At 66.4% G+C, this 18,810-nt stretch carries 36 protein-coding genes and 2 tRNA genes; 5 read left to right on the forward strand and 33 right to left on the reverse strand.

The features are described 5' to 3' along the window. Positions 1–8 precede the first annotated feature (8 nt). From DEH84_RS06765 to DEH84_RS06780, 4 genes are all read left to right on the forward strand, one after another. Positions 9–281 carry an HU family DNA-binding protein gene (locus DEH84_RS06765; protein ID WP_109035932.1) on the forward strand — a complete coding sequence of 91 codons (273 nt, stop codon included), beginning with the start codon at positions 9–11 and terminating at the stop codon, positions 279–281. A gap of 31 nt (positions 282–312) precedes the next feature. Then, positions 313–388: transfer RNA gene (locus tag DEH84_RS06770), tRNA-Val, on the forward strand. A 78-nt stretch (positions 389–466) separates the two neighbouring features. Continuing rightward, the gene (locus DEH84_RS06775; RefSeq protein ID WP_159098888.1) at positions 467–2,413 is read left to right on the forward strand and encodes a peptidylprolyl isomerase; all 1,947 of its coding nucleotides are present in this window, start codon (positions 467–469) and stop codon (positions 2,411–2,413) included. Between the two features lie 42 nt (positions 2,414–2,455). Then, a tRNA-His gene (locus DEH84_RS06780) sits at positions 2,456–2,531 on the forward strand. 388 nt (positions 2,532–2,919) lie between these two features. Here the strand turns inward: DEH84_RS06780 and DEH84_RS06785 are convergent. The 24 genes from DEH84_RS06785 to DEH84_RS06895 form a co-directional block, all read right to left on the reverse strand. Continuing rightward, the gene (locus DEH84_RS06785) at positions 2,920–3,972 is read right to left on the reverse strand and encodes a site-specific integrase (RefSeq protein WP_109035936.1); all 1,053 of its coding nucleotides are present in this window, start codon (positions 3,970–3,972) and stop codon (positions 2,920–2,922) included. Beyond that, positions 3,969–4,421 (reverse strand): hypothetical protein, encoded by a 453-nt coding sequence (locus tag DEH84_RS06790; RefSeq protein WP_109035938.1) that lies wholly within the window; start codon positions 4,419–4,421, stop codon positions 3,969–3,971. The genes DEH84_RS06785 and DEH84_RS06790 overlap by 4 nt, the downstream gene beginning before the upstream one ends. A gap of 4 nt (positions 4,422–4,425) precedes the next feature. Beyond that, positions 4,426–4,656 (reverse strand): DUF4224 domain-containing protein, encoded by a 231-nt coding sequence (locus DEH84_RS06795; protein WP_159098889.1) that lies wholly within the window; start codon positions 4,654–4,656, stop codon positions 4,426–4,428. Continuing rightward, positions 4,635–4,889 carry a hypothetical protein gene (locus DEH84_RS06800; RefSeq protein WP_109035941.1) on the reverse strand — a complete coding sequence of 85 codons (255 nt, stop codon included), beginning with the start codon at positions 4,887–4,889 and terminating at the stop codon, positions 4,635–4,637. Before DEH84_RS06800 ends, DEH84_RS06795 begins: the two co-directional genes overlap by 22 nt. After that, on the reverse strand, positions 4,886–5,155 hold the full coding sequence (locus tag DEH84_RS06805; RefSeq protein ID WP_109035943.1) for a hypothetical protein: 270 nt from the start codon (positions 5,153–5,155) through the stop codon (positions 4,886–4,888). The genes DEH84_RS06800 and DEH84_RS06805 overlap by 4 nt, the downstream gene beginning before the upstream one ends. Before the next feature lie 4 nt (positions 5,156–5,159). Next, a complete protein-coding gene (locus tag DEH84_RS06810) occupies positions 5,160–5,840 on the reverse strand; it encodes a siphovirus Gp157 family protein (protein WP_109035945.1) in 681 nt (226 codons plus the stop codon). Between the two features lie 51 nt (positions 5,841–5,891). After that, on the reverse strand, positions 5,892–6,329 hold the full coding sequence (locus DEH84_RS06815; protein WP_218929767.1) for a nucleoside triphosphate pyrophosphohydrolase family protein: 438 nt from the start codon (positions 6,327–6,329) through the stop codon (positions 5,892–5,894). 11 nt (positions 6,330–6,340) lie between these two features. Next, on the reverse strand, positions 6,341–6,700 hold the full coding sequence (locus tag DEH84_RS06820) for a hypothetical protein (RefSeq protein ID WP_109035947.1): 360 nt from the start codon (positions 6,698–6,700) through the stop codon (positions 6,341–6,343). 210 nt (positions 6,701–6,910) lie between these two features. Next, positions 6,911–7,585: a hypothetical protein gene (locus DEH84_RS06825; RefSeq protein WP_109035949.1), complete on the reverse strand. Its 675-nt coding sequence runs from the start codon at positions 7,583–7,585 to the stop codon at positions 6,911–6,913. Positions 7,586–7,652: 67 nt separating this feature from the next. Then, entirely contained in the window at positions 7,653–7,874 is a 222-nt protein-coding gene (locus tag DEH84_RS06830; RefSeq protein ID WP_109035951.1) for a hypothetical protein, read from the reverse strand. Continuing rightward, positions 7,871–8,533: an ATP-binding protein gene (locus tag DEH84_RS06835; RefSeq protein WP_109035953.1), complete on the reverse strand. Its 663-nt coding sequence runs from the start codon at positions 8,531–8,533 to the stop codon at positions 7,871–7,873. Before DEH84_RS06835 ends, DEH84_RS06830 begins: the two co-directional genes overlap by 4 nt. Positions 8,534–8,600: 67 nt before the next feature. After that, positions 8,601–8,747 (reverse strand): hypothetical protein, encoded by a 147-nt coding sequence (locus DEH84_RS19085; protein ID WP_159098890.1) that lies wholly within the window; start codon positions 8,745–8,747, stop codon positions 8,601–8,603. Continuing rightward, a complete protein-coding gene (locus DEH84_RS06840; protein WP_109035955.1) occupies positions 8,716–8,898 on the reverse strand; it encodes a hypothetical protein in 183 nt (60 codons plus the stop codon). The genes DEH84_RS19085 and DEH84_RS06840 overlap by 32 nt, the downstream gene beginning before the upstream one ends. Beyond that, complete coding sequence (locus tag DEH84_RS06845; protein ID WP_109035957.1) at positions 8,898–9,281, reverse strand: hypothetical protein; 384 nt, start codon at positions 9,279–9,281, stop codon at positions 8,898–8,900. The genes DEH84_RS06840 and DEH84_RS06845 overlap by 1 nt, the downstream gene beginning before the upstream one ends. Before the next feature lie 153 nt (positions 9,282–9,434). Continuing rightward, positions 9,435–9,893, reverse strand: a complete 459-nt coding sequence (locus DEH84_RS06850) for a hypothetical protein (protein ID WP_109035959.1) — start codon at positions 9,891–9,893, stop codon at positions 9,435–9,437. A 217-nt stretch (positions 9,894–10,110) separates the two neighbouring features. After that, positions 10,111–10,494, reverse strand: coding sequence for a DUF1064 domain-containing protein (locus DEH84_RS06855; RefSeq protein WP_109035961.1), 384 nt, complete (start codon positions 10,492–10,494; stop codon positions 10,111–10,113). After that, positions 10,491–10,799 (reverse strand): Ref family recombination enhancement nuclease, encoded by a 309-nt coding sequence (locus DEH84_RS06860; RefSeq protein ID WP_109035963.1) that lies wholly within the window; start codon positions 10,797–10,799, stop codon positions 10,491–10,493. The genes DEH84_RS06855 and DEH84_RS06860 overlap by 4 nt, the downstream gene beginning before the upstream one ends. Further along, positions 10,796–10,996, reverse strand: coding sequence for a hypothetical protein (locus DEH84_RS06865; RefSeq protein WP_109035965.1), 201 nt, complete (start codon positions 10,994–10,996; stop codon positions 10,796–10,798). The genes DEH84_RS06860 and DEH84_RS06865 overlap by 4 nt, the downstream gene beginning before the upstream one ends. Further along, positions 10,993–11,475 (reverse strand): hypothetical protein, encoded by a 483-nt coding sequence (locus tag DEH84_RS06870; protein ID WP_109035967.1) that lies wholly within the window; start codon positions 11,473–11,475, stop codon positions 10,993–10,995. Before DEH84_RS06870 ends, DEH84_RS06865 begins: the two co-directional genes overlap by 4 nt. After that, positions 11,472–11,900, reverse strand: a complete 429-nt coding sequence (locus tag DEH84_RS06875; RefSeq protein WP_109035969.1) for a hypothetical protein — start codon at positions 11,898–11,900, stop codon at positions 11,472–11,474. The genes DEH84_RS06870 and DEH84_RS06875 overlap by 4 nt, the downstream gene beginning before the upstream one ends. Further along, a complete protein-coding gene (locus DEH84_RS06880; RefSeq protein WP_109035971.1) occupies positions 11,897–12,289 on the reverse strand; it encodes a hypothetical protein in 393 nt (130 codons plus the stop codon). The genes DEH84_RS06875 and DEH84_RS06880 overlap by 4 nt, the downstream gene beginning before the upstream one ends. Next, positions 12,286–12,942 carry a hypothetical protein gene (locus DEH84_RS06885; protein WP_159098891.1) on the reverse strand — a complete coding sequence of 219 codons (657 nt, stop codon included), beginning with the start codon at positions 12,940–12,942 and terminating at the stop codon, positions 12,286–12,288. Before DEH84_RS06885 ends, DEH84_RS06880 begins: the two co-directional genes overlap by 4 nt. Beyond that, the gene (locus tag DEH84_RS06890; RefSeq protein WP_109035974.1) at positions 12,902–13,654 is read right to left on the reverse strand and encodes a helix-turn-helix domain-containing protein; all 753 of its coding nucleotides are present in this window, start codon (positions 13,652–13,654) and stop codon (positions 12,902–12,904) included. The genes DEH84_RS06885 and DEH84_RS06890 overlap by 41 nt, the downstream gene beginning before the upstream one ends. Then, positions 13,651–13,974 (reverse strand): hypothetical protein, encoded by a 324-nt coding sequence (locus tag DEH84_RS06895; protein WP_109035976.1) that lies wholly within the window; start codon positions 13,972–13,974, stop codon positions 13,651–13,653. The genes DEH84_RS06890 and DEH84_RS06895 overlap by 4 nt, the downstream gene beginning before the upstream one ends. A gap of 285 nt (positions 13,975–14,259) precedes the next feature. Here DEH84_RS06895 and DEH84_RS06900 point away from each other — a divergent pair, with 285 nt between their 5' ends. Further along, the gene (locus tag DEH84_RS06900) at positions 14,260–14,652 is read left to right on the forward strand and encodes a helix-turn-helix domain-containing protein (RefSeq protein WP_109035978.1); all 393 of its coding nucleotides are present in this window, start codon (positions 14,260–14,262) and stop codon (positions 14,650–14,652) included. Between the two features lie 628 nt (positions 14,653–15,280). Here the strand turns inward: DEH84_RS06900 and DEH84_RS06905 are convergent. From DEH84_RS06905 to DEH84_RS06945, 9 genes are all read right to left on the reverse strand, one after another. Then, a complete protein-coding gene (locus tag DEH84_RS06905) occupies positions 15,281–15,664 on the reverse strand; it encodes a hypothetical protein (RefSeq protein WP_109035980.1) in 384 nt (127 codons plus the stop codon). Between the two features lie 81 nt (positions 15,665–15,745). Continuing rightward, complete coding sequence (locus tag DEH84_RS06910; protein WP_159098892.1) at positions 15,746–16,051, reverse strand: hypothetical protein; 306 nt, start codon at positions 16,049–16,051, stop codon at positions 15,746–15,748. Positions 16,052–16,053: 2 nt separating this feature from the next. Next, the gene (locus DEH84_RS06915; protein WP_159098893.1) at positions 16,054–16,350 is read right to left on the reverse strand and encodes a hypothetical protein; all 297 of its coding nucleotides are present in this window, start codon (positions 16,348–16,350) and stop codon (positions 16,054–16,056) included. Further along, a complete protein-coding gene (locus DEH84_RS06920) occupies positions 16,343–16,687 on the reverse strand; it encodes a hypothetical protein (RefSeq protein WP_109035986.1) in 345 nt (114 codons plus the stop codon). Before DEH84_RS06920 ends, DEH84_RS06915 begins: the two co-directional genes overlap by 8 nt. A gap of 11 nt (positions 16,688–16,698) precedes the next feature. Next, positions 16,699–16,887, reverse strand: coding sequence for a hypothetical protein (locus DEH84_RS06925; RefSeq protein WP_109035988.1), 189 nt, complete (start codon positions 16,885–16,887; stop codon positions 16,699–16,701). Next, the gene (locus DEH84_RS06930; protein WP_109035990.1) at positions 16,884–17,102 is read right to left on the reverse strand and encodes a hypothetical protein; all 219 of its coding nucleotides are present in this window, start codon (positions 17,100–17,102) and stop codon (positions 16,884–16,886) included. Before DEH84_RS06930 ends, DEH84_RS06925 begins: the two co-directional genes overlap by 4 nt. Continuing rightward, positions 17,099–17,344: a hypothetical protein gene (locus DEH84_RS06935; protein WP_109035992.1), complete on the reverse strand. Its 246-nt coding sequence runs from the start codon at positions 17,342–17,344 to the stop codon at positions 17,099–17,101. The genes DEH84_RS06930 and DEH84_RS06935 overlap by 4 nt, the downstream gene beginning before the upstream one ends. 9 nt (positions 17,345–17,353) lie before the next feature. Next, positions 17,354–17,839 carry a hypothetical protein gene (locus tag DEH84_RS06940; RefSeq protein WP_109035994.1) on the reverse strand — a complete coding sequence of 162 codons (486 nt, stop codon included), beginning with the start codon at positions 17,837–17,839 and terminating at the stop codon, positions 17,354–17,356. A gap of 131 nt (positions 17,840–17,970) precedes the next feature. After that, complete coding sequence (locus DEH84_RS06945; protein WP_109035996.1) at positions 17,971–18,786, reverse strand: DUF7192 family protein; 816 nt, start codon at positions 18,784–18,786, stop codon at positions 17,971–17,973. Between the last annotated feature and the right edge of the window lie 24 nt (positions 18,787–18,810).

Below are 18,810 nucleotides of genomic sequence, written 5' to 3' on the forward strand. Positions count from 1 at the left end.
GCGTATCCGTGAACAAGGCAGAGTTGATCGAGCACATCGCCGAGCAGGCCGACATCTCCAAGGCTGCGGCCGGTCGGGCGCTGGAGGCCCTCATCGGCGGCGTGTGCAGCTCGCTGAAGAAGGGCAACGCGGTGACGCTCGTGGGTTTCGGCACCTTCAGTGTCAGCACCCGAGCCGCCCGTGAGGGGCGCAACCCCCGAACCGGCGACGCCATCAAGATCAAGAAGGCCCGCATCCCGAAATTTCGCCCCGGCAAGGCCCTCAAAGACCACCTGAATTAATCAGCTAGACTAGCGCCTTCCACAGTTCATCGGGTGCTTAGCTCAGTTGGTAGAGCGGCGCCCTTACAAGGCGTAGGTCGGGGGTTCGAGCCCCTCAGCACCCACCACCGATGGGCATCCAGAAGGCGAACCTTGGTTCGCCTTTGTGTTGTCTGCGACCCGACTGGCGAGACCGGTCCTACGACATGTTCGATTTCGTTCGCAATAACACCCGCATCCTGCAGCTTCTGCTTCTGGTGCTGATCCTTCCCTCCTTCGTGGTGTTCGGCATCCAGGGCTATTCGCAGTTCTCGGACCAGGCCGACACAGTGGCCAAGGTGGGCAGCCAGAAGGTGCCTCAGGCCGAGTGGGACAACGCGCACCGCAATGCCGTCGAGCGCGCACGCGCGGAGCAGCCCGATGTCGATGCGCGGCTGTTTGACACGCCCCAGTTCAAGCAGCGCTCGCTGGAAGCGCTGGTGCGCCAGTACGTGCTGGCCGCCGCTGCGAACGACCAGCACCTGACCGCGGCCGACGCGCGGGTGCAACGCCTGTTCAGCACCGATCCGCAGTTCGCCAACCTGCGCAACCCGGATGGCACGCTGAACAAGGCGATGCTGGAGGCACGCGGCATGACGGCCAACCAGTTCGTCGGCCTGCTGCGCCAGGAACTCACCCTCAGCCAGGTGCTGTCGGGCGTGCAGAACACGGGCCAGACATCCAGGGTGTCGAACCGCCACGCCGTCGAGGCCTTGTTCCAGGTGCGTGAAGTGCAGTGGATGAAGTTCGAGCCCAAGGCCTACGTGGCCGGCCTGAACCCCACGGCCGACCAGCTCAAGACTTTCTACAACGACCCTGCCAACGTCGGCTGGCTGATGGCCCCCGAGAAGGCCGACGTGCAATACGTGGTGCTGGATCTGGACAGCCTGAAGTCGCAGGTGTCGGTCAGCGAAGACGATCTGCGTCGTGCCTACCAGGAAAACGCCAGCCGCTTCAGCACGCCGGAAGAGCGCCGTGCCAGCCACATTCTGATCAGCGTCGACCCGAAGGCCACCGCAGATCAGAAAAAGGCCGCCCGCACCAAGGCCGAGGGCCTGCTCGCCCAGGCGCGCAAGAACCCGGCCGGCTTCGGTGAGCTGGCCCGTGCGAACTCCAGCGACGAGGGCTCGGCCACCAATGGTGGCGACCTGGACTTCTTCGGTCGCGGCGCCATGGTCAAGCCCTTCGACGAAGCCGTGTTCAAGCTGAAGACCGGCGAGATCAGCGATCTGGTTGAAAGCGAATTCGGTTTCCACATCATCAAGCTCACTGCGGTGCGCGGTGGCCAGGCCAAGCCCTTCGAGGAAGTGCGCGCGCAACTGGAAGACGACGCCCGCAAGCAGCTCGCCCAGCGCCTGTACGCCGAAGCCGCCGAGAAGTTCACCAATGCGGTGTACGAGCAGTCGGATTCGCTGAAGCCGGTGGCGGACGAGTTGAAGCTTTCCGTGCAGTCGATGAGCGATGTGCTGCGCGTGCCGGGCGCCAAGGACCAGGGCGTGCTGTCCAACCCGCGTCTGCTTGAGGCGCTGTTCGATCCGGCCAACCGCGAGAAGGGGCGCAACACCGAAGCGGTGGAAGTGGGCCCGAGCAAGCTGGTGTCGGCCCGCATCGTGAAGTACAGCCCGGCTGCCCGCCTGCCGTATGAGGCCGTGGAAGCCCAACTGCGCGAGCGCTGGGTGGCCGCCGAAGCCCGCAAGGCCGCACGCGCCGACGCCGACCGCAAGCTGGCTGCCTGGAGCAAGGCGCCCGACCAGGCCCAGATGCCCGCGTCGGTGCAGATCTCGCGTCGCACGGTGTTCAACCAGCCGCCTGCGGTGATGGACGCCGCGCTGCGCGTGCCCGAATCGCAGCTGCCCGCCTGGAAGGTGGTGGACCTGGGGGCGGACGGTGTCGCGCTGCTGAAGGTGATCAAGGCCGTGCCGCCGCAGGTGTCGCCGCAAGAGCTGCAGGAGACCGAGGCCCAGTTTGGCAACTACTGGGGCCGCGCCGAGGCCGATGCCTACTACCGCGCCCTCAAGCGCCAGTACAAGGTCGAGTACCTGAACGAGGGCAAGAAGGTGATGGACGGCAGCAACAAGTCGGCCGAGCAGCAAAAAACCGACACACCTTCGTAACTTGGCGCGAAATCGAGATATACTCTAAGTCTTCGCTCAACGGTGGCTGTAGCTCAGTTGGTAGAGTCCCAGATTGTGATTCTGGTTGTCGTGGGTTCGAGTCCCATCAGCCACCCCAAAAATCAATGACTTAGCGGCGTTCACCAACGCGCCGAAAGTCGAAAATCTTTCCAAGTTTCCAAGTTTGGAAACGACGCGAAGGATAGCCGAAAGGTAGAAAGCCCCCCAGCCACACGGCCGGGGGGCTTTTTTGTCGTTTGCGCGTCACACGCGGGCCAGCTTGTGGGCCTGCACGTTGCGCTGCCAGGCCAGGTAATGACGCTTGATCTGAGCATCATCGTGCCCCGCCAGCTCGGGCATCAGGCTGACCATCAGCGCCCTGCGCGCCGCCTCCGCTGTCGGGTATGGATCAAGGTGCCCGGGGCATGGCACCCATTCAAAGATCGGCGCCACGGTGCCCGACACGTTTCCGCGGCGGGCCGCTCGGCGGGTAAGGATCGCCCAGCTCATGCCAGCGGGGTGACCTCGATTGTCTTGCGCCGGTCGTAGACGCGCATCATGGTGGCCACGTTCTTGTGGGTGTTCGGGTCGCGGTCTTGCTCGAGCATGCGGCTGATGTAGAACGCCCGCAGATCGTGGCTGGTGAAGTGCTCGCCGCCGGCCTTGACCCAAGCCGTCATGAGCTTGTTCCACGTCGCCTTGAACCCGTTGGGGGTGTAGGCATCGCCCGTGCGGGTCGGGAACAGTCGTTGCGACTTGGCCGCGGCCTTCGGCCGGATCCGGTGCGCCTCGGTCAAGATGCTGACCAGCAGGGGGGACCACTTGACCAGATAGTTGCGCACGCTTTCGTGCGCCTTGGTCTTGGCGTCCCGGGTGTCGATCCCCTCGTCCGTGAGCGCATCGACCCCAAGCGGCAACAGCTCGGCGCGGCGCCGGCCGCTGACGGCCACGGCGGCGGTGACCAGGGCGGCCATGTAGAGCGCGGTCGGCTTTTCCTTGGCGAAGCGCATGAACTCGTTGAACTCGACGCGGGACACGTCCCGGGTGCGGGCCCGCTCTTTGTTGCGCTTGACGCCGTGGCAGGGGTTCGACTCCACCATGCCCTGGCGCATGCCGTAGTTGAAGGCGCCGGACAGGGCCGCCATGTCCCTGTTGGCGCCGACGGGGGCGCGCTTCTTTCCGTCGGTGCTGCCCTTGCGGCGCCTGTCCAGATACTGCGCGGCGTGCATCGACCTGAATGCCGACGGCGCCATGTCGCCCAGCACGGGGATCACGTTGCCCTCAAGGCAGATTTCGTATTCGTCAATGGTGCGGGGTTTCAGCGCGTTGCTGTCGCCGGTGGCGGCCAGCTCGCGCTGCTCGGCGATGTACCCGCGGCACATGGCCCTGATGGTGTTCTCCACCTTGACCTGGCCGCGCAGCTCGGCCAGCTTGGCCCTGGCCTCGTCCAGCGTCTTGCCCAAGGGCACGCGCTTGCCGTCGACCATGGTGCTGTAGCTGGTGACGCGGGCCCCCACGCGGGCATACAGCCCTTCCTCGATCTTGACGTGCTCGGTCATGGCTGCTTGCCCTCTGGCGCCGCGTCATCAAAGCCCGCCACCGCGTTCTCCACGTCGGTATCGGTCAGCAGCTCTTGGATCTTGCAGGCAGCATCCCAGCAGCCTTGCGCCTTGACGTTGCGGGTTGTCCTGAACGGAGGGGCGCCGGCTTCCGGCTCTTGGCCCCAGCGCCAACCCAACAGGAACGAGGCCAGCATTTCGGTCTGCACGACTATCTCCGCGTCCGTGCGGTGTGGCCGCTGAGAGTGCTCGTATTTGGCGCCCCCCAGCGCGCAGTCGACGGCCTTGCGCAGCTCGCGCAGCGCCTCGACGCCGGAGACGGTCATGCTGTTGCCATAGGCCATGATGGCCAGATGCTTTGCCGCCGGCCTGGTGAGCGCGGCCATGGTGTCGGACAGGGCGAACGCCTGGGCGGCTGTTGCCGGTGGTGTGCTGTTGTCGTTGCTCATGTGTTCAAAGGCCGATGGCGGCCCAATTCGGTTCTGTCTGTTCCTTGCGCTTGCGGCGCACCTTCTCGATGCCGCCGGCCCCCTCGATGGCCGCCCTGGCCACGACGGGGTGGCCGGTGCGGCTGACGGTGTGGGGGATGCGATCGGCTTTCAGCTTGGCGATCTGACGGGCTTTCTGCCGGTAGCCCGTCAGCCTGGCCAGCTGCTCTTTGGTCAGCCAGAGGTCGTCAGACACGGCGCCCCCCCTGGGGTCCACCTTCCGGTGGCAAAGCGGCGCAGCTGGGCGCGGCGTTTCATGTCCACGCGCCAGTCACTGGCCGAGAACGACATGACAATGCCGGCCTCGGCGCCGCGGCTGTTGCGCGCTGTCAGCTTCACGTGGCCGCCGTTCGTGCGCCTGATGGCCACGACGGTCAGCCCCTCGGCCTCGGCCATGGCGCGAATGTCACGCAGGCGGGCGTCTGTCATAGGTCGCTTTCGTCCAATGCGGTGGTGTACTGCGGGATGAAGTGGCCGCGGCAGTGGTACGTCACGGCGCAGCGCGGGCAACGGATCGTCGTGCGTCCCTCGGTCTGCGCGAGGTCTGCCAGGGCGGCCCTGGTCGGTGCGTCGTCGGTCTGCTTCGGCGGGCGCATCATGTCCAGCGTGGTGAGCTGGTAGGCGCACGCCGGGCAGACCGGCCGGATGCGGCCGAACGTATCCATCTTGTCGATGGTCTTGGTGTCTGCCGGCATGCTGTTACTTCACGGTCAGCCGGTAGCTGGTCGGCTGCAGGCGGGCCCCGGGGATCGCATCACGCGCATCGCCGGGCTGTTTCGCCTCGTTGGCCGCCGCAACAGTCTTGAGGTCGGTCAGCAGGGCCTTTTTGTCGACGGTCACCTTACTGTCAATGGCCGCTCGGGCCAGAATCCCAAACGTGTCGCTAGACTGCTCGAGGGCCATGCGAACCTGCTCACACAGGCCGGGGCTGCCCGACAGTGTGACGGTTTCGGTCTTGTAGAGAGACGGCAATTTGCCCTCGTCCACGACGTCGGTGCTCGGCGGGTTCTTGGCCAGGTTCAAGGTGAAGCGGCCGGTGACCAGGGGCAGCTTGATGCCGGTGCGCGCCAGGATGATCTGCACGTAGGTGTGCAGCCCCTCCACCTTGGACTCCAGCGACTTGGCCGACTTGGCCAGGCGCTCGGCCTCGGCCTTGCGCACGGTTGCCAGGGCCTGCAAGTTGGCGGCGTAGGCCATCACGGCGTCCACCTTGTCGACCAGCTCGCCCTGCATGCCTTCCAGGGTGTCGAACACGACTTCGGGCGGCACGTCAGCATCGGCCAGGATGGCCAGGCCCTCCATGTACTCATCGGCCAGCTGGTACAGCGTGGCGGTGTGCGCTGGCCTTGCCAGGTGTTCGGGCTTCACGGGTGCGTTCATGTGTTTCTCCGGTTGTGCGGGCCCCGGTCTGTGCCGGGGCTTGGGTCCGCGTTAGAACTTCTTGCCGCCGTCGGCTCGGCGGTTGTCGGGCTGGTGATCTGCGCGGGTGGCGTTGAATTCCAGCTTTTCAGCGATGGCGCCGGCCACGTCCAGGCCCAGGCCGCCGGCCATGTCAAAGATGCGGATGACGGCATCAGCCAGCTCGACCTCGAGCATGGAACGGTGCGGCAGCTTGTCGTCGGCCAGGCCCTTGCGGTGGCCCTCCATGGCTTCGCTCACCTCGCTGTGCACCAGGCACAGCAGTTCGGCCACGTTGCGTTTGGCGGGCTCGCCCGGGGTGCTGGTCAGATCGGCGCCGCTGCCCAGGTCGTGCCACCAGCCGCAGGCGTAGGCCAGGCCGTGACACTGGTTCTGCAGGACTTCGGCCGCGTGCTGGATGCGCGGCGGGCTCATGACGAAATTCGACGGGAAGGTGTAGACCTTGCTCATGGTGTCGCACCTCACTTGCGGGCGTAGGTGGCGCTCACGGCCTTGAATGCCGACTGCCAGTGCCAGTTGTCCTCCACCAGTTCCTCGTACTCCTGAGCGGACAGCTCGATGGTGTCGGCCACGCTCATGTGCAGCATGCGCAGCGCCTTGCTGTACTCGGCTTCGTAGCTCTTGGGTTCGGGCAGCAGGATCGCGCCGCGATCGGGCAGTGTGCCGTTGTTGACCAGGTGGGCGTGGGCCTCGCTCAGTGCCGACTGTTGCTGGCTGCGCCAGGCGGCGTGCGCCTTCTGGTGTTCCTCGCGGTGATTGGTGCGGTTGGCCTCGACAACGGCGATGAGGTCGGCCTTGCTGACTTGGATGCTCTTGAGCATGGTTTTCTCCGGTTGTGGTGCCCGGCTCGGGGCCGGGCTGTTGTCATCGGTTGGCGCGCTGTTCGCGCCGGTATCGGGCTTCGTGATCGGGGTTGCCTGTCACGTCCACACACAGCCCCCAATCGGGGTCATAGGCGGCGCCTGGCGGTATCGAGTCCACCTCAAGCAGCGAATCGCTCTCGGGGTGGTACATCAGGCGCCGCCCCGACGTCAGAAAGGGATGTCGTCATCCATCTGATCGAAGCCGCCGCCATAGCCGGCGCCCGCGTGGCCCTGGTCGCCATAGCCGCCGGCCTGGCCACCACCTCCACCAGAACGCTGCGGGCGGTCTGCGGCCAGCTTGTCCTTGATGGTCGGCACGAACTTGGCCAGCGCCTCGGCCGTCGGCTTGCGGTCCAGAATCTCCTTGGCCATGAGGTTCGTGCCGTGCTGAAACACGGTGACGAGGTTCATGCGGTCGCGCTTCTGGTTGCCGTTCTCGGGCCAGTATTCCTCGCGCTGCAGCACCACGCCGATGGGGCGATTCATCAGGGTGGGCAGCAGCTCGGCGGCGCGGTCGACTTCCTTTTTCTGCTCGTTGTCCCACACGCGGACGGTGCCGGCCTGGCTGGCCACTTCGCGCAGGGCCAGGCATGCCAGCAGGGCGTGCAGCACCTTGAGGCCGGACAGCTCGGTGCCGTCCTTCTTGACGGTCCACAGGGTCAGGTAGTCGGCGCGCTGGCCGTCCTCGGCCACAAAGCTGAAATCAACGCCCTGCGTGCCCTGCCTCGACGTGACCAGCTCGGCACGGGTGAACTTGCCCAGGTAGGGGCCGGTCTGGTTGATGCGGGCGGGTGCGTCTGCGGCCTTGGCCTTCTCGGTGTTCAGCTTGAAAACTGTGCTCATGATTCAGGTTCTCCGGTTGTTTGCCTGTTGACGGGTTCGGCGGGGCAGGCTCCCGCTTCGGGTGGGATCAGTTGGCGCGATGCAGCACGGTGTACGTGGTCCCGGGTTCGATGGTCATGTCCGGGCCGACGGCAAACTGCGCAATGCGCCAGTTGCCGGGCGGCAGGCCCATCACGGCCGGCGGGTTGTAGGGGCGAAGCGCGGTGATCGTGGCCCGCTTGGGTTGCCACCACACCTCGATGGTGTCGCCGACGCGCAGCTGGTCGCCGGTGATGTTCTGGACGCTCATGCCGCGGCCTTCTCGGGCATCGCCCCGATGCCGTAGTAGTCGCACACGGCGGCGTCGACGGCGGCCAGGTCGTTGTCGATCATGGCGTCAGCGAACAGGCCCATGGGCGACTTCACGGTGTCGCTGCCGCTGTTGACGGTCGAAAAGTAGTGCTTGCCGTCGATCACGCGGGTGCGCAGCACCATGGTGAACAGCCCTTCGGGCGTGATCTTCTCGTCCAGCAGCTTGCCGATGGTCTTGACGCGGGTGTTGCCCAGGTCATCCGTGGCGGTGTGGGCCAGGATGTAAACGCGCCGGTCGTCGGCCAGGTTGTTGGCGGCCATGAGCAGATCCCACGCATGGCGGCCAATGTCGGTGAACTTGTCAAAGCCCTTTTCACCGCTGCGGCGCATGAACTCGTTGGCCAGGATGTACTGCCAATCGTCGATCACCACGATTTCGTGGGGCGACTTGCGCATGAAACGCTCGATGGCCACGGGGTCGTCGGTGGTCACGACGTTGCCGCCCTTCTGCGGGCTCCACGGGCGCCAGCCGGTGGACTTGAAGGGCAGGGACTTTCTGACGGCCTGGATCAGCAGGGTGCGGGCCGGGTCAAGGTTGCGCAGGCTCGCGGACTTGCCGCTGCCTGATTCGCCGAGGATCAACGCTGCATGGCTCATGGTGGGGTTCTCCGGTTGTTGGGTTCTCTGTTCGACTGTTCGGGAAGGGGCCCGAAGGCCCCGCGGGCTATCTCAGGTTGAACGGGTGCCCGCTCAACGCGGCCAGGAACAGCAGGGCGCTGGCTCCTGTCGCAAGCCACCAGGCCAGCCCCAGGGGGCGGCGCCGGGGGCGGTGCGGGCCGTCAACGTCCAGCACTCGCTTGGTCGTTTCCATGGTCTTCTCCCTTGACCTTTTTGATGCTCAGAAATTGGGCGCCGTCTTCGTCAAACGCCCGGTCGATGGCCGCATCCAGCTCGGCGCGGCCTTCCTCGATCCAGCGCACAACGCGCTGGGCATCGCGGTTTATGAACGCGATGCGGTACATCACGCCTCCAGCTCGGCGCGGGTGTCGGCGTAACGCTGGGCGGCAAACTTCACCGCCTCGCGCAGCTTGGCCAGGGCGCCGGCCTCGTCGCCTCGCAGAACCAGGGACATGGCCGCCACAATCTCGGCCGCCTCGGCTGGCTGGCTCTCGTTCGCGTAGACCACCTCGGCCAGCGCACACTTGGCGCCGAAGTCCCAGGGGGACGCAACCCGGCCCGCCGGGTCGGCTCGCAGTGCCCGCAGAAAATCGGCCTCGGCGCGGTCGGCAATGGCGTCGAAACGGTCTGCCTTGGCGTCTGCGTCTTCCTGCTTTGCCAGGTAGTCGGCATCGCAGCCGGGGCAGGGGGGGCGCCGGGTGGCGCTCGGTCTTTGGGTGCTCAACATGGTGAAAATCTCCGGTTGTTTTGCCGGGCTGTTTTTTGCTCTCGGCAAGCTCTAATGTATCCCGTCGGGGTGCAAAAGCTACCCAGCGGGATACAAAAGAGGCAAAAAAAGGCTACCTGTTGGGATTCCGCAACATGGCGCCAGGGCGGCGGGTCACACCCGGGCGGCAATGCCGGTTTCGACAAACAGCGCGTGCAGCCGCTCGTCCACCTCGGCCAGCAGCCGGTCCAGCTCCACGCCGATGACAGCGGACAGCCGCTCAACAGTCCGGGCCGGCACGCCGAACTCGGCCGCGATGCTGGCCAGCGTCGGGCAGCTGTCGCGGTGCGCGTCGAAGTGGCGCATGGCGAGGGCTCGCCCCAGGTCGCGGTTGCGCACGGCGAACGCTACCCGGCGGGACACGATGCGGCGGGCCTCGTTTCGGCCGCGCCCCTCGGCGTAGTGCGCCATGACCACCTCCAGCTCGTCGCGGCGCAGACGCTTTTCTGTGGCCTGCCGGATCCAGGCGGCTTGCGCCACGCGCTCCTGCACGCTCAGGCCATCAAGGGTCGATGCGCGGCGGGGGGGCGGCGGCCCGTACTGCGGGGACTTGCAGAACGTCGCGCCCTCCATCTGCCACGCCCATCTCAGCGCCGTGCGGACGGTGGGGAACAGGGGCGGCTCGTCTGTCGCTCGCTGTATTCCCGGCACTTGCGCCCGTGGTTCTTGCCCAGGCCGCACGCTGGCCGTGCCCATTGCGTCGTTTCGTGTGTGCATCCCTTGCATGTGCGTTCCTCTCGTTTCATCAGAATGACCATCGGATCCCGGAAAGATGGGTGACGTCCGAACATCAGAATTCCTCCAGGCCCCAGCCGCCGCCCTGCTTCTTGGGCAACGCCTTGACGGCCACGAACTTGAACGGGAACAGGCTGGCGGCCACCTTGACCCTCACGCGGGCGTCGTCGCGCCAATGCCCTTTGACTTCGTGCTGCTCGATGTGGCCGCTGGCCAGCATCACGTTGAAGTCGGGGGTGTACCGGGTGTCATCGGCCAGCTTGAACGTCATGCCCTCGAAAGCCCACCAGACAACGCGGCCGGCCTGCTTCTCGGCCTCAAGGTGCTGGCTGTAGGCTTCCTCGGTCTTGTTCATCTTCCCGGCCTTCATGCGGCCCAGGGCGAAGTAGGCGGGGGCTCTGGCCCGTGGCGAGCCCTGGTGCAGTAGCGTGCTTGTCATTTCAGCTTTCCTTCAAGGTAGAGCTGGCGGCAGACCTCGCGGATGGTCAGCGCCAACAGATCAAGCTCCGAGCCCCACATGAGCGCGAACAGCTCGCGGTCGGTGTGCAGGCCGGTGTCGCCTGTGTGGTGCTCGGGGCAAAGTGGAATCACCAGCTCATCGGGTGCGCGCTGGGCACCCCCTTGGCCGGTGCGGATGTGGTGCACGTGCGCCGGCGTGCCGGGGTGGCCAGCCAGCAGGCACACGATGCAGCCAATGCCGGCCACGCGGCCCAGCCAGGCGCTGGTGGGGGCGGTTCGGCTCATGCGGACCCCGGCGGGATGTTGGGCGCGGCAGGCGCCGCGGGGCCGCCGGCAATGACGGCCAGCACCGGGCTGGCCAACGCCTGGCCCAGCATGCTGGCGGCCAGCGTGCGGCCGTCCTCGATGGTGATCTGCTCAGGGTCCAGCTCGAGCATGGCCAGCTCGCTGGAGCCCTTGGTGCGTGCGTATAGACGGATCATGCGGACACCCCCGTGCGCTCGCGCCAGTCCCGAAACCGCGTCATGAGGTCGCGGAACAGTCCGGCGGCCTGCGGGCTGGCGTCCAGATCCTTGCGGCTGGCCACCTGGCAGACTCGCTTGATGTGGTCCGACGCCTGCAGCTCGCGCCCCTCGGGTGTGGCCAGCTGCATGCCCTCAAGGTCGGCCACGAACGCCTGGAAGGCATCGCCCTGGCACAACAGGACAGCCGACTTGGCCAGTGCGCCGAGCGGGCCGCCGGGCTTGCGCTCGATGGCTTGTGGCAGGTCGTCATCGCCCAGCAGGACCAGCACGGCCATGAAACGCTGGCCGGCGGTGTTGCCCTTCTTGACGGTCATGTGCCGGAACGGCTCAAGGGCCTGGCTGTCGGGAAGCCAGAAGGTCACCTGCGCGCCGCCCGTGTGGGTTTCTTTCCAGCCGGCCAGCATCAGCTCGCCTTGGTACGCGGTGGGCACGCTCATGACGCGCCTCCCATGGCCTCGGCCTTCGCTGCCCGCTTGCGAGCGGTCGCCTCTGCCAGTCGACGCTTGGATGCCTGCACCTGCTCATGGCGGCGCGCCTCGACCAGCGCGGCCAGCCGGGGCGGCATGTCGGGCAGCGGGTCGTCCGGGCCGGCCTCGCTGCGCTGCGCCAGGTCGAACAGCTCGCGGCTGGGGAACACGCGGAGGTATTCCTTCTGACGCTTGCCGGTCTGCACGTAGGCCACGAACGACCAGCACGCCGTGCGGTCGGCCGCACACCGGCCGCTGCGCTCGCAGTCGGAGCACGGGGCGGGCTTGATTGAGGCGAAGGCGGCCAGCAGCTGGCGCACCTCCGGCGGGGTCTTGTCGCCTTGCGGGACGTTGATGGCGGCGGCCAGGGCTCGCGCTGCGGATAGGCTGCTCATCCTATGGCCCTCCACAGCTTGACCGAACGGTTGTGCGCCTTGGGCGCCTTGGCGCTGACGTGCTCGCCGGTCCACTCGGCCAGGTTTCGCGCCGCGGCCATGCCGGCCAGCGCGCCCCATGCGTTCGGGGAGGCGGGCGGCGCGATGCCACGGCGGGCCTGGTGAGCCTTGAACTGTTCGTAGGTGAACGTCGGATGCCCGGCGTCCAGCTCGGCGCGCAGCCAGTCGGTGAGGTCGGCCAGCGTGAGCTGCAGCCAGCCGGCGCATCGGTTCTGCACGCGCTCGATGCCGCGCTGTTTGCGCTGCCGGCCGGTGGTGGCCCGCAGCAGTGGGGTGAGGTCGCGGGCGGGCAATGCCACGCGGGCCTCGGGTGATCTGGTGGTGTTCATGGGTTGCTTGCCTGGTACTGCTGAACGCGGTTGGTCATTTCGGCCGGCGTGGTCTTGCGGGGGGCGCGGGGCATCTGCTGCAACAGGCCGCGCAGCTGCTCGCGCACGGCGGCCGGCGCCTGCTTGGGCTCGGGCGGCGGCAGGTAGCCGGCGGGCGGGGCAGGTATGGCCGGCCAGGTGTCGCGGCGCCCCTGCTTGTCCATGCACAGCTGCCAGCGGTGGCGGGCCTCGCGCCAGGTCATGCGCATGAGGTCCGATGCACCGAAGTCGACGGCGGCCCAATAGAGGGCCGGGTGGGTCCACTTGTACGGCTGGCCACGGTCGCGGGCACGGATGCCCTCTTGCGCCTCCAGAAACACCCGCTCCATGTCCATGGCCGGGCGGCACAGGTTGATGAACTCGGGAAGGGTGGGCGGCCAGTCGCGGTGCTTGCACGCATCCAGGCCGCGTTTGATTTCGGCGACGGTGAAGCCGGCCAGATCCTCGGACCAGACGGCCTCAAGGCTGGCGGGCGGCACGCCGCGCCACAGGTCGGCGAACTTGTTGCCATACCGGGCCTGCAGGGTGGCCAGGATGGTGCGCACCGACTCCACCGACATGGGGGCGGCGCCCTTACTCGACTTGGGTTGCCACAACGTCAACGATCCCGTCATCATCGGATCCTTTCTGCGGTTGCTGGGTGTTGCCCCACAGGTGCGCGCTGAATGCGTCCCGGTGGGCGTTCTTGTCTTGAGCGGGGGAGGGCGCACGCGGGGAGGCGATGCGCGGCGCGGTGCCGTTCTCACGGTCACGGTTGGCCTTGGAAAGCCAGTTGGTGATGAAGCGGCGCAGCTGCTGCTTTTGGCGCGTGGGGTTGCTGATGAGCCAGCAGGAGGCGCGTGTGATTTCGCCGCGTGCATCGACCAGCGGGTACGCCTTGGCCCACATGGCCAGGTCGTCGTCGGTGATGCCCACGAAGTCGCCGGTCTTGGCGTCGAAGCGGATCGGATCGCGGGCTGCGTCCTTCTCTTTCTTCTTCTTTGGTGGTTCTATGACGGTTTGGGTGCAATGGGTTGCACCCCCTTCTGCAGTGTTTTGCACCCCCGCAGAATTTGCACCCCGCAGGTTTTGCACCTGCACTGCGTACGTGTTGCAGCCTCTCGGGCCGGTGCCGCGCTCAATGCGCAGCTCGTTCAAGTCGACCAGCTGGGCCAGCGCGTACTGCGTGGTTCGCTCGCTCACGCGGGCCTTGGCGGCCAGGGTCGACACGGCGGGGTAGGCTCTCCCTTCGTCGTCTGCGAAGTCGGCAATGGCCAGGGCAACCAGCAGGGTGGAGCCTTCGGACTTGCTGAACTTCCAGACCAGGGACGTGACGAAAATGCTCATGCCGCCGCACCTCGGCCCTGAGCGGCTTGCGAAGCCAGGAAGGCGGCCGACGGCCGGCCGCGTCTGCCATTGGTCAGGGGCTTGGGCGGCCCTTCCATCAGCAGCTCGAGGTCCGGGGCCCAGCCGGGCGTAACGGCCTGCGCGGCGGCAATGAGGTTCTTGGCCATGTCATAGCTCGGGCGCTTCTGCCCGTACGCCATGGCCCGAAAGTAGCCCCAGCTGGTTTCGACCTTCTCGGCCACTTTCTTGGCGTTGTCGGTGCCCACGTGCTTCCAGTACGCACGCAGGCCCATGGGCTGCGTGCTGTTCTTCTCGGTCATAGGTTCTCCGGTTGTGCGGTGTGTCCGCGTTGGTATGAATGCGTCCTACATGGTAGCAAAGTAGGGCGAAAAAAAACACTCCAGCGGTCGCCATCACGCTCAGATTGCGAGCCTGTGACTGTTGCTGGAATGTTGCGATTTATGTGCCGCCACCCAAATGAAGGTGCCTTATCACGCTACCCGTAAGGGTGTATTGCATCCTGTGGGGCGCGCACGTATGCTCCGAGGTATAACGAATCCAGGGCGCAATGCGGCCTTCCGGCTGACGCGCAGAGAGAGGTAAACATGGACATCCACCAGATACGGCTTATCAATTACCGCAACCTGCTCCTGCAGTTTGCGAACTCGCCAGATGAGGCGGCGCGAAGCGATTACGGGCGCATCGCCCGCTTTGCCGCCAAGGCTGGCGTCAACCCTCGCTACCTCTCGCACATCAACAACGGTCGCAAGAACCTCGGGGACGATCTGTGCCGGGAAATGGAGCGCGGTCTAGGTCTGTCGCACGGGTGGATGGATCACAACCACGAACTAGGCCCGGCGCCAGTCGATGGCGACGATGCCGAGGAACGCAAGTTCTTGGCCACTGCGTTGGAACTCTATCGACGCAGCCCGGTGCAGGTGCAGCAGACCCTTTTAGACCTGGCTTTGTCGCTCGCTACCCGCGGTGATAAAGCCTGATGCTCACTGCCCCTTCCGGCGCCGGCCCGCAGGGGTCAACAACAACGCGCCGGCAAGAGGAATCCCGTGAACAATGAAATCAAGGAAGATGGGCCGCCCGCCCTCGTTGACGCACTCAGCCAGCTGACCGACGAGGGGCGACAACGGTTCATCCGTGAGGCGGTCTGTCTCAATGCCGCAACGCTTGGCGTGACAGCGGCTGACGCACTGGCCACGCTGTGGCCAGAAGGCATACCCGCTGGGTTGCAATGCTTCCTATAGTGTCGGAATGCTGCTATAGTTCGTGCACGCTGGGATTTCGTGTCTCGGCGTGACTCTCTAGCTTGCTTGTCTGCCTTGACGGGCCCCACGGTCATGCCGCGGGGCCCGTTCTTTTTGGCGGGCCTTTTTCCCTGGTGCCGGCCGGTTTGGGTCGGGTCATGGTGCTGGTTGGCGCCAGGGAAAAAGGCCCCCGGGCCAGGCCCGAGGGGAAGGACTGCTGCTCGACGCTCCGCACAACCGGAGAGAAGGCAAGCGGCGCACCCCGTGGGTGACGCAACAGCCAGGGCGAATTATCGCGCCGACTGTTTGCCGCTGTTGTTCGACCGTCACGCCTACGGGGCGCGTGCAGGTGGGTGGTGGTGCTCGCTCATGCGTGGCCCGACTCCATCAGGTTGAGGCAGGTGCGCACCTCTGCGGTCAGCAGGTACAGGCCGCCGGCCGCGTCGTGCTGGTCCAGCTTGTTGGTGTGCATGTAGGTCAGCAGGTTTTCGGACGCCTGGGCCAGCCGGCCCGACACGACAAACTGCGCCGCATCGCGCTTGCTCATGCTGTCGCCGGCGGGGCCGAAGATGGCGGCCACTTCGTCGGTCAGCTCGTCGCGCACCACCAGCAGCTCGGCGCCCTGCGGGACGTCGCAAAACAGCTGGCCGTCAATCTCGATGCGCAGGCCGTCTTCGGTGCACCCCTTGGTCTGCGCCTTGACGACGCGCAGCGCGCCAGGCCGGGGTGGCTTGTTCGTTCGGAATGGCATTCTCTGGTTCTCCGGTTGTTTGCCGCCCCTGGTCATGTCGCCAGGGTTTGCGCGGCGGGTTGTGGGGCATGCACCCCGGAATCAACAGATGGCGCACCCCAGCAGCTCGCCGATCAGCGTGCGCGCTCGGTGTGACGCCTCCAGCTCGCGGCCGGTCAGGTACAGCTGACGGATGGCCCGCAGTTCCTCCGGGTCGATGCGGTAAAGCTCGTCCCCGTCGTCATAGGCGCCGACGCCCTCGGCTTCGTCGTCGGTTTCGCCAGTGCCCGCCTTGCGGCGGCGCTCCAGTTCGTGAACCATGTCATCGGTCGGTATGTCGCGGAGGTTCACCTCCACATCCACGTCGCCGACGTCCACGCTGACGGTGACTGTTCTGCTGCGTGACATGGTTACACCTCGCAGTCCAGGCCGTCGGTGACGACGGCTCGCCAAAGGCGCTCCAGAATCTCGGCCTTCTTGTGCTCTCGCTCGCTGCGCTCGTAGTCGCCGCCGTTCGGGTCCACCAGCTCGCTGGCGCACTGCGCGGCGTGTCGCACTTCGGCCAGGATGAACAGCGCCCATTCCAGGGCCTGGTACGAGGGCTCATCGAGCACGCCGGACAGCCCGGCCTTGATCTTCTGTGTGACCCGCTCGGCCAGCACGGCCTTGTCGCGGTTGTCCATCAGCTCATCGGGCACGTTAGGCATCGGCGCCCCCTTGCTGGTCGGCCTTGGCAATCGCGCACAGGTGGGCTACCGCGTCGTGCTCGGCGTCCTGCTGCTCCATGATGCTCACCATGTTGTCGATGGCGGCCTGGATGCGCTCAATTTCCTTCTGTGCCAGCACGATGGATTCCAGAAGCTCGGCGCCTGATGCTGGGCACTTGTCGCCGTCTTTTGTGGGCTCCCACGAAAGCAGTTGGCCGAACGTCTGCGTGTTCGTCAGCGCCACGCGCTTCGGGCAGTGAAAGGTGACGTTCGGCGGGATGTTGTAGATGCGCACCAGGCGCTGCTGCAAGGTGGTCTTGGGTGCTTGAACGGTCATGGTGTCCTCGCTCAGTCGATGACGTGGGGATAGGCGGCCAGATCGGCCTTGGTGGCTTCGCGGACTTCAATCCAGCCGATGCCCACCCATTCCTTGACGTGGCCCGCGTCGATGACGCGGGGGTGCTTGCGCTCGGCGCCTGCTGCCATGTGCAGGGGCGACAGGTGGGCGCGCTTGACGGTCTTGCGTTCGGTGCTCATTTCTCGGGTTCTCCGGTTGTGGTGCTGGTGGGAGCTTTCGTGCACTCGTGGCACATGCAGCGCATGCCGGCCAGCTTCTGCCTGGTGCCGGTGCGGTACGCCTCATCGGCCACGCGCTTGCTGATTCGGTTCTCTGTGTAGAGGCGCAGGAAGGTGCGCATGTCGGCGTGGTAGCCGGCAATGCGCATCCAGTCCAGGACGTCGGCGCGGCTCATGGCCACGGCAGGGCCAGGCGGCCGGGGGCCGTGCGCCTAGGCAGCGTGAAGCCGCCGCGCCGGTGGCGCTGCAGGACGTCGGCCAGGGTCCGGCCGTCCCAATCCGGGTATTCAAATCCCGGGATCAGGACGCCCAGCGCCTCCCGCACGTTCGGCTCGTCGTCGTACAGCGACCCGATGGGCACGCTGTCGTCGTAACGCGCCAGGATTTCGGCGGCGTCGTCTTTGGTCAGCTGGCACATGGCGCCCCCTTACGGCTGGTGGTTGATCGTCCACATGCCGCGGCTGTCGCCGCCCAGCGACTCGGCTGTGATGCTGCCGTCTGCTTCCTGGGTCATGAACACAGGCGCCGGCACCTCGACGGCCTTGGGCGCGATCCAGCGAACGGCGATGGCCAGCCAGTCGGCGAACCCGGGTTTCAGGCCGTGATTCACGGCCCGGTAATCCTCGCCGTCCACGCGCTCGCGCATCAGCAGCAGCTTGCCGGCCAGGGGCTCGGGGTAGAACGGCGTCAGGCAAAACGCCTGGTCCTCCCATGGCTTCAACATCCCTTCCTCGTCCAGCCAAACGCTGAAACCGTGGCCGCACTCGACGCGCTCGACGTACGCGCAGCCCAGCAGCTCATAAAGGCCGGCCGGGCCCTCGGTTCTTCCGGTGGTCTGCACCTCGGTGACAGTCCGGGCGTGGGGGTCGATCAGGAAGGCGGCAACAGTGGCCGCGGTTTGGTTCTCGCTCATGGCGCGGGTTCTCCGGTTGTTTGCCCCTGCGGGGCGATTTGCGGGCTCTGCGGCCCTTGGGGTGGTCAGGGTGCGCCGGCCGGCCGTTCGGCCCGCCATGGCGCGATCTAGGGCCCTGGTGGGCCCCTGGTTCACTTGCCGAACTGCTCCAGCTTTTCGCGGATCCAGCCCACCGGGTCGGTCAGTTGGCGGCGCATGTCTTCGGATTGGTAGGCGCTGACAGCCGGCAGGAAAAGCGCCTCCCCCGGCAGATCCAGAATCTCGCGCATGCGGGCTTCGGCTTTCGGGTCGGATGGGGCGCCGTACGGCACGCCGTCCAGGCGCGGCCAGCCCCCTGATGAGTTGTGCACGCGGCTGTGGCCTTGCAGCCTGTAGATCAGGCGGCGGGCGGCATCGGCCGATGTGAGGTACCACGCCGCCGTGGCCACATCGAGCGGCGCGGTGTCGATCACGGTGGAGATGACGGACAGGCGCTCGCCGGCCCGGAGTCCCGAGGCGGCGCGGCGGCCATCCATGGCGCAGCCGACTTCCAGGCTCACCGGCCGTTGTGCCGACAGGGCCATGACCAGGGCCAGGGTCGACGTCCCCCGGATCATGATTTCCTGGGCCGGGATGCCGCCGCTGGTGGTCAGGTCCACGAAGATCGTGAGCGGGGCCAGCTCGCCGGCCTGCTCGGTCGGCATGCGCATGCACTCCGGCTCACCCATCAGCGCCTCCGGCACGATGGGGAACGCGCCGGCCACACACGCCTCGTCGGTCGTGAACGTCGTGGCCAGCTCGGCGGCAAACTGCTCCATCAGCTTCTGCGCTTCTTCCACGCGGCCGGTGTCGCCGTACAGCGCATTGGCCCGCACGTCGGGCGACATGGCGATGCGCTCGTCTGCAAAACGCACCAGCTCGCCGGTGCTGTCGAATCTGAGGTAGTTAACTTCGGGACGGTCGAACATGCTTGCTCCATCGCCCGGCACGCG

This window comes from Aquabacterium olei, from assembly GCF_003100395.1.
Taxonomy (GTDB): domain Bacteria; phylum Pseudomonadota; class Gammaproteobacteria; order Burkholderiales; family Burkholderiaceae_C; genus Aquabacterium; species Aquabacterium olei.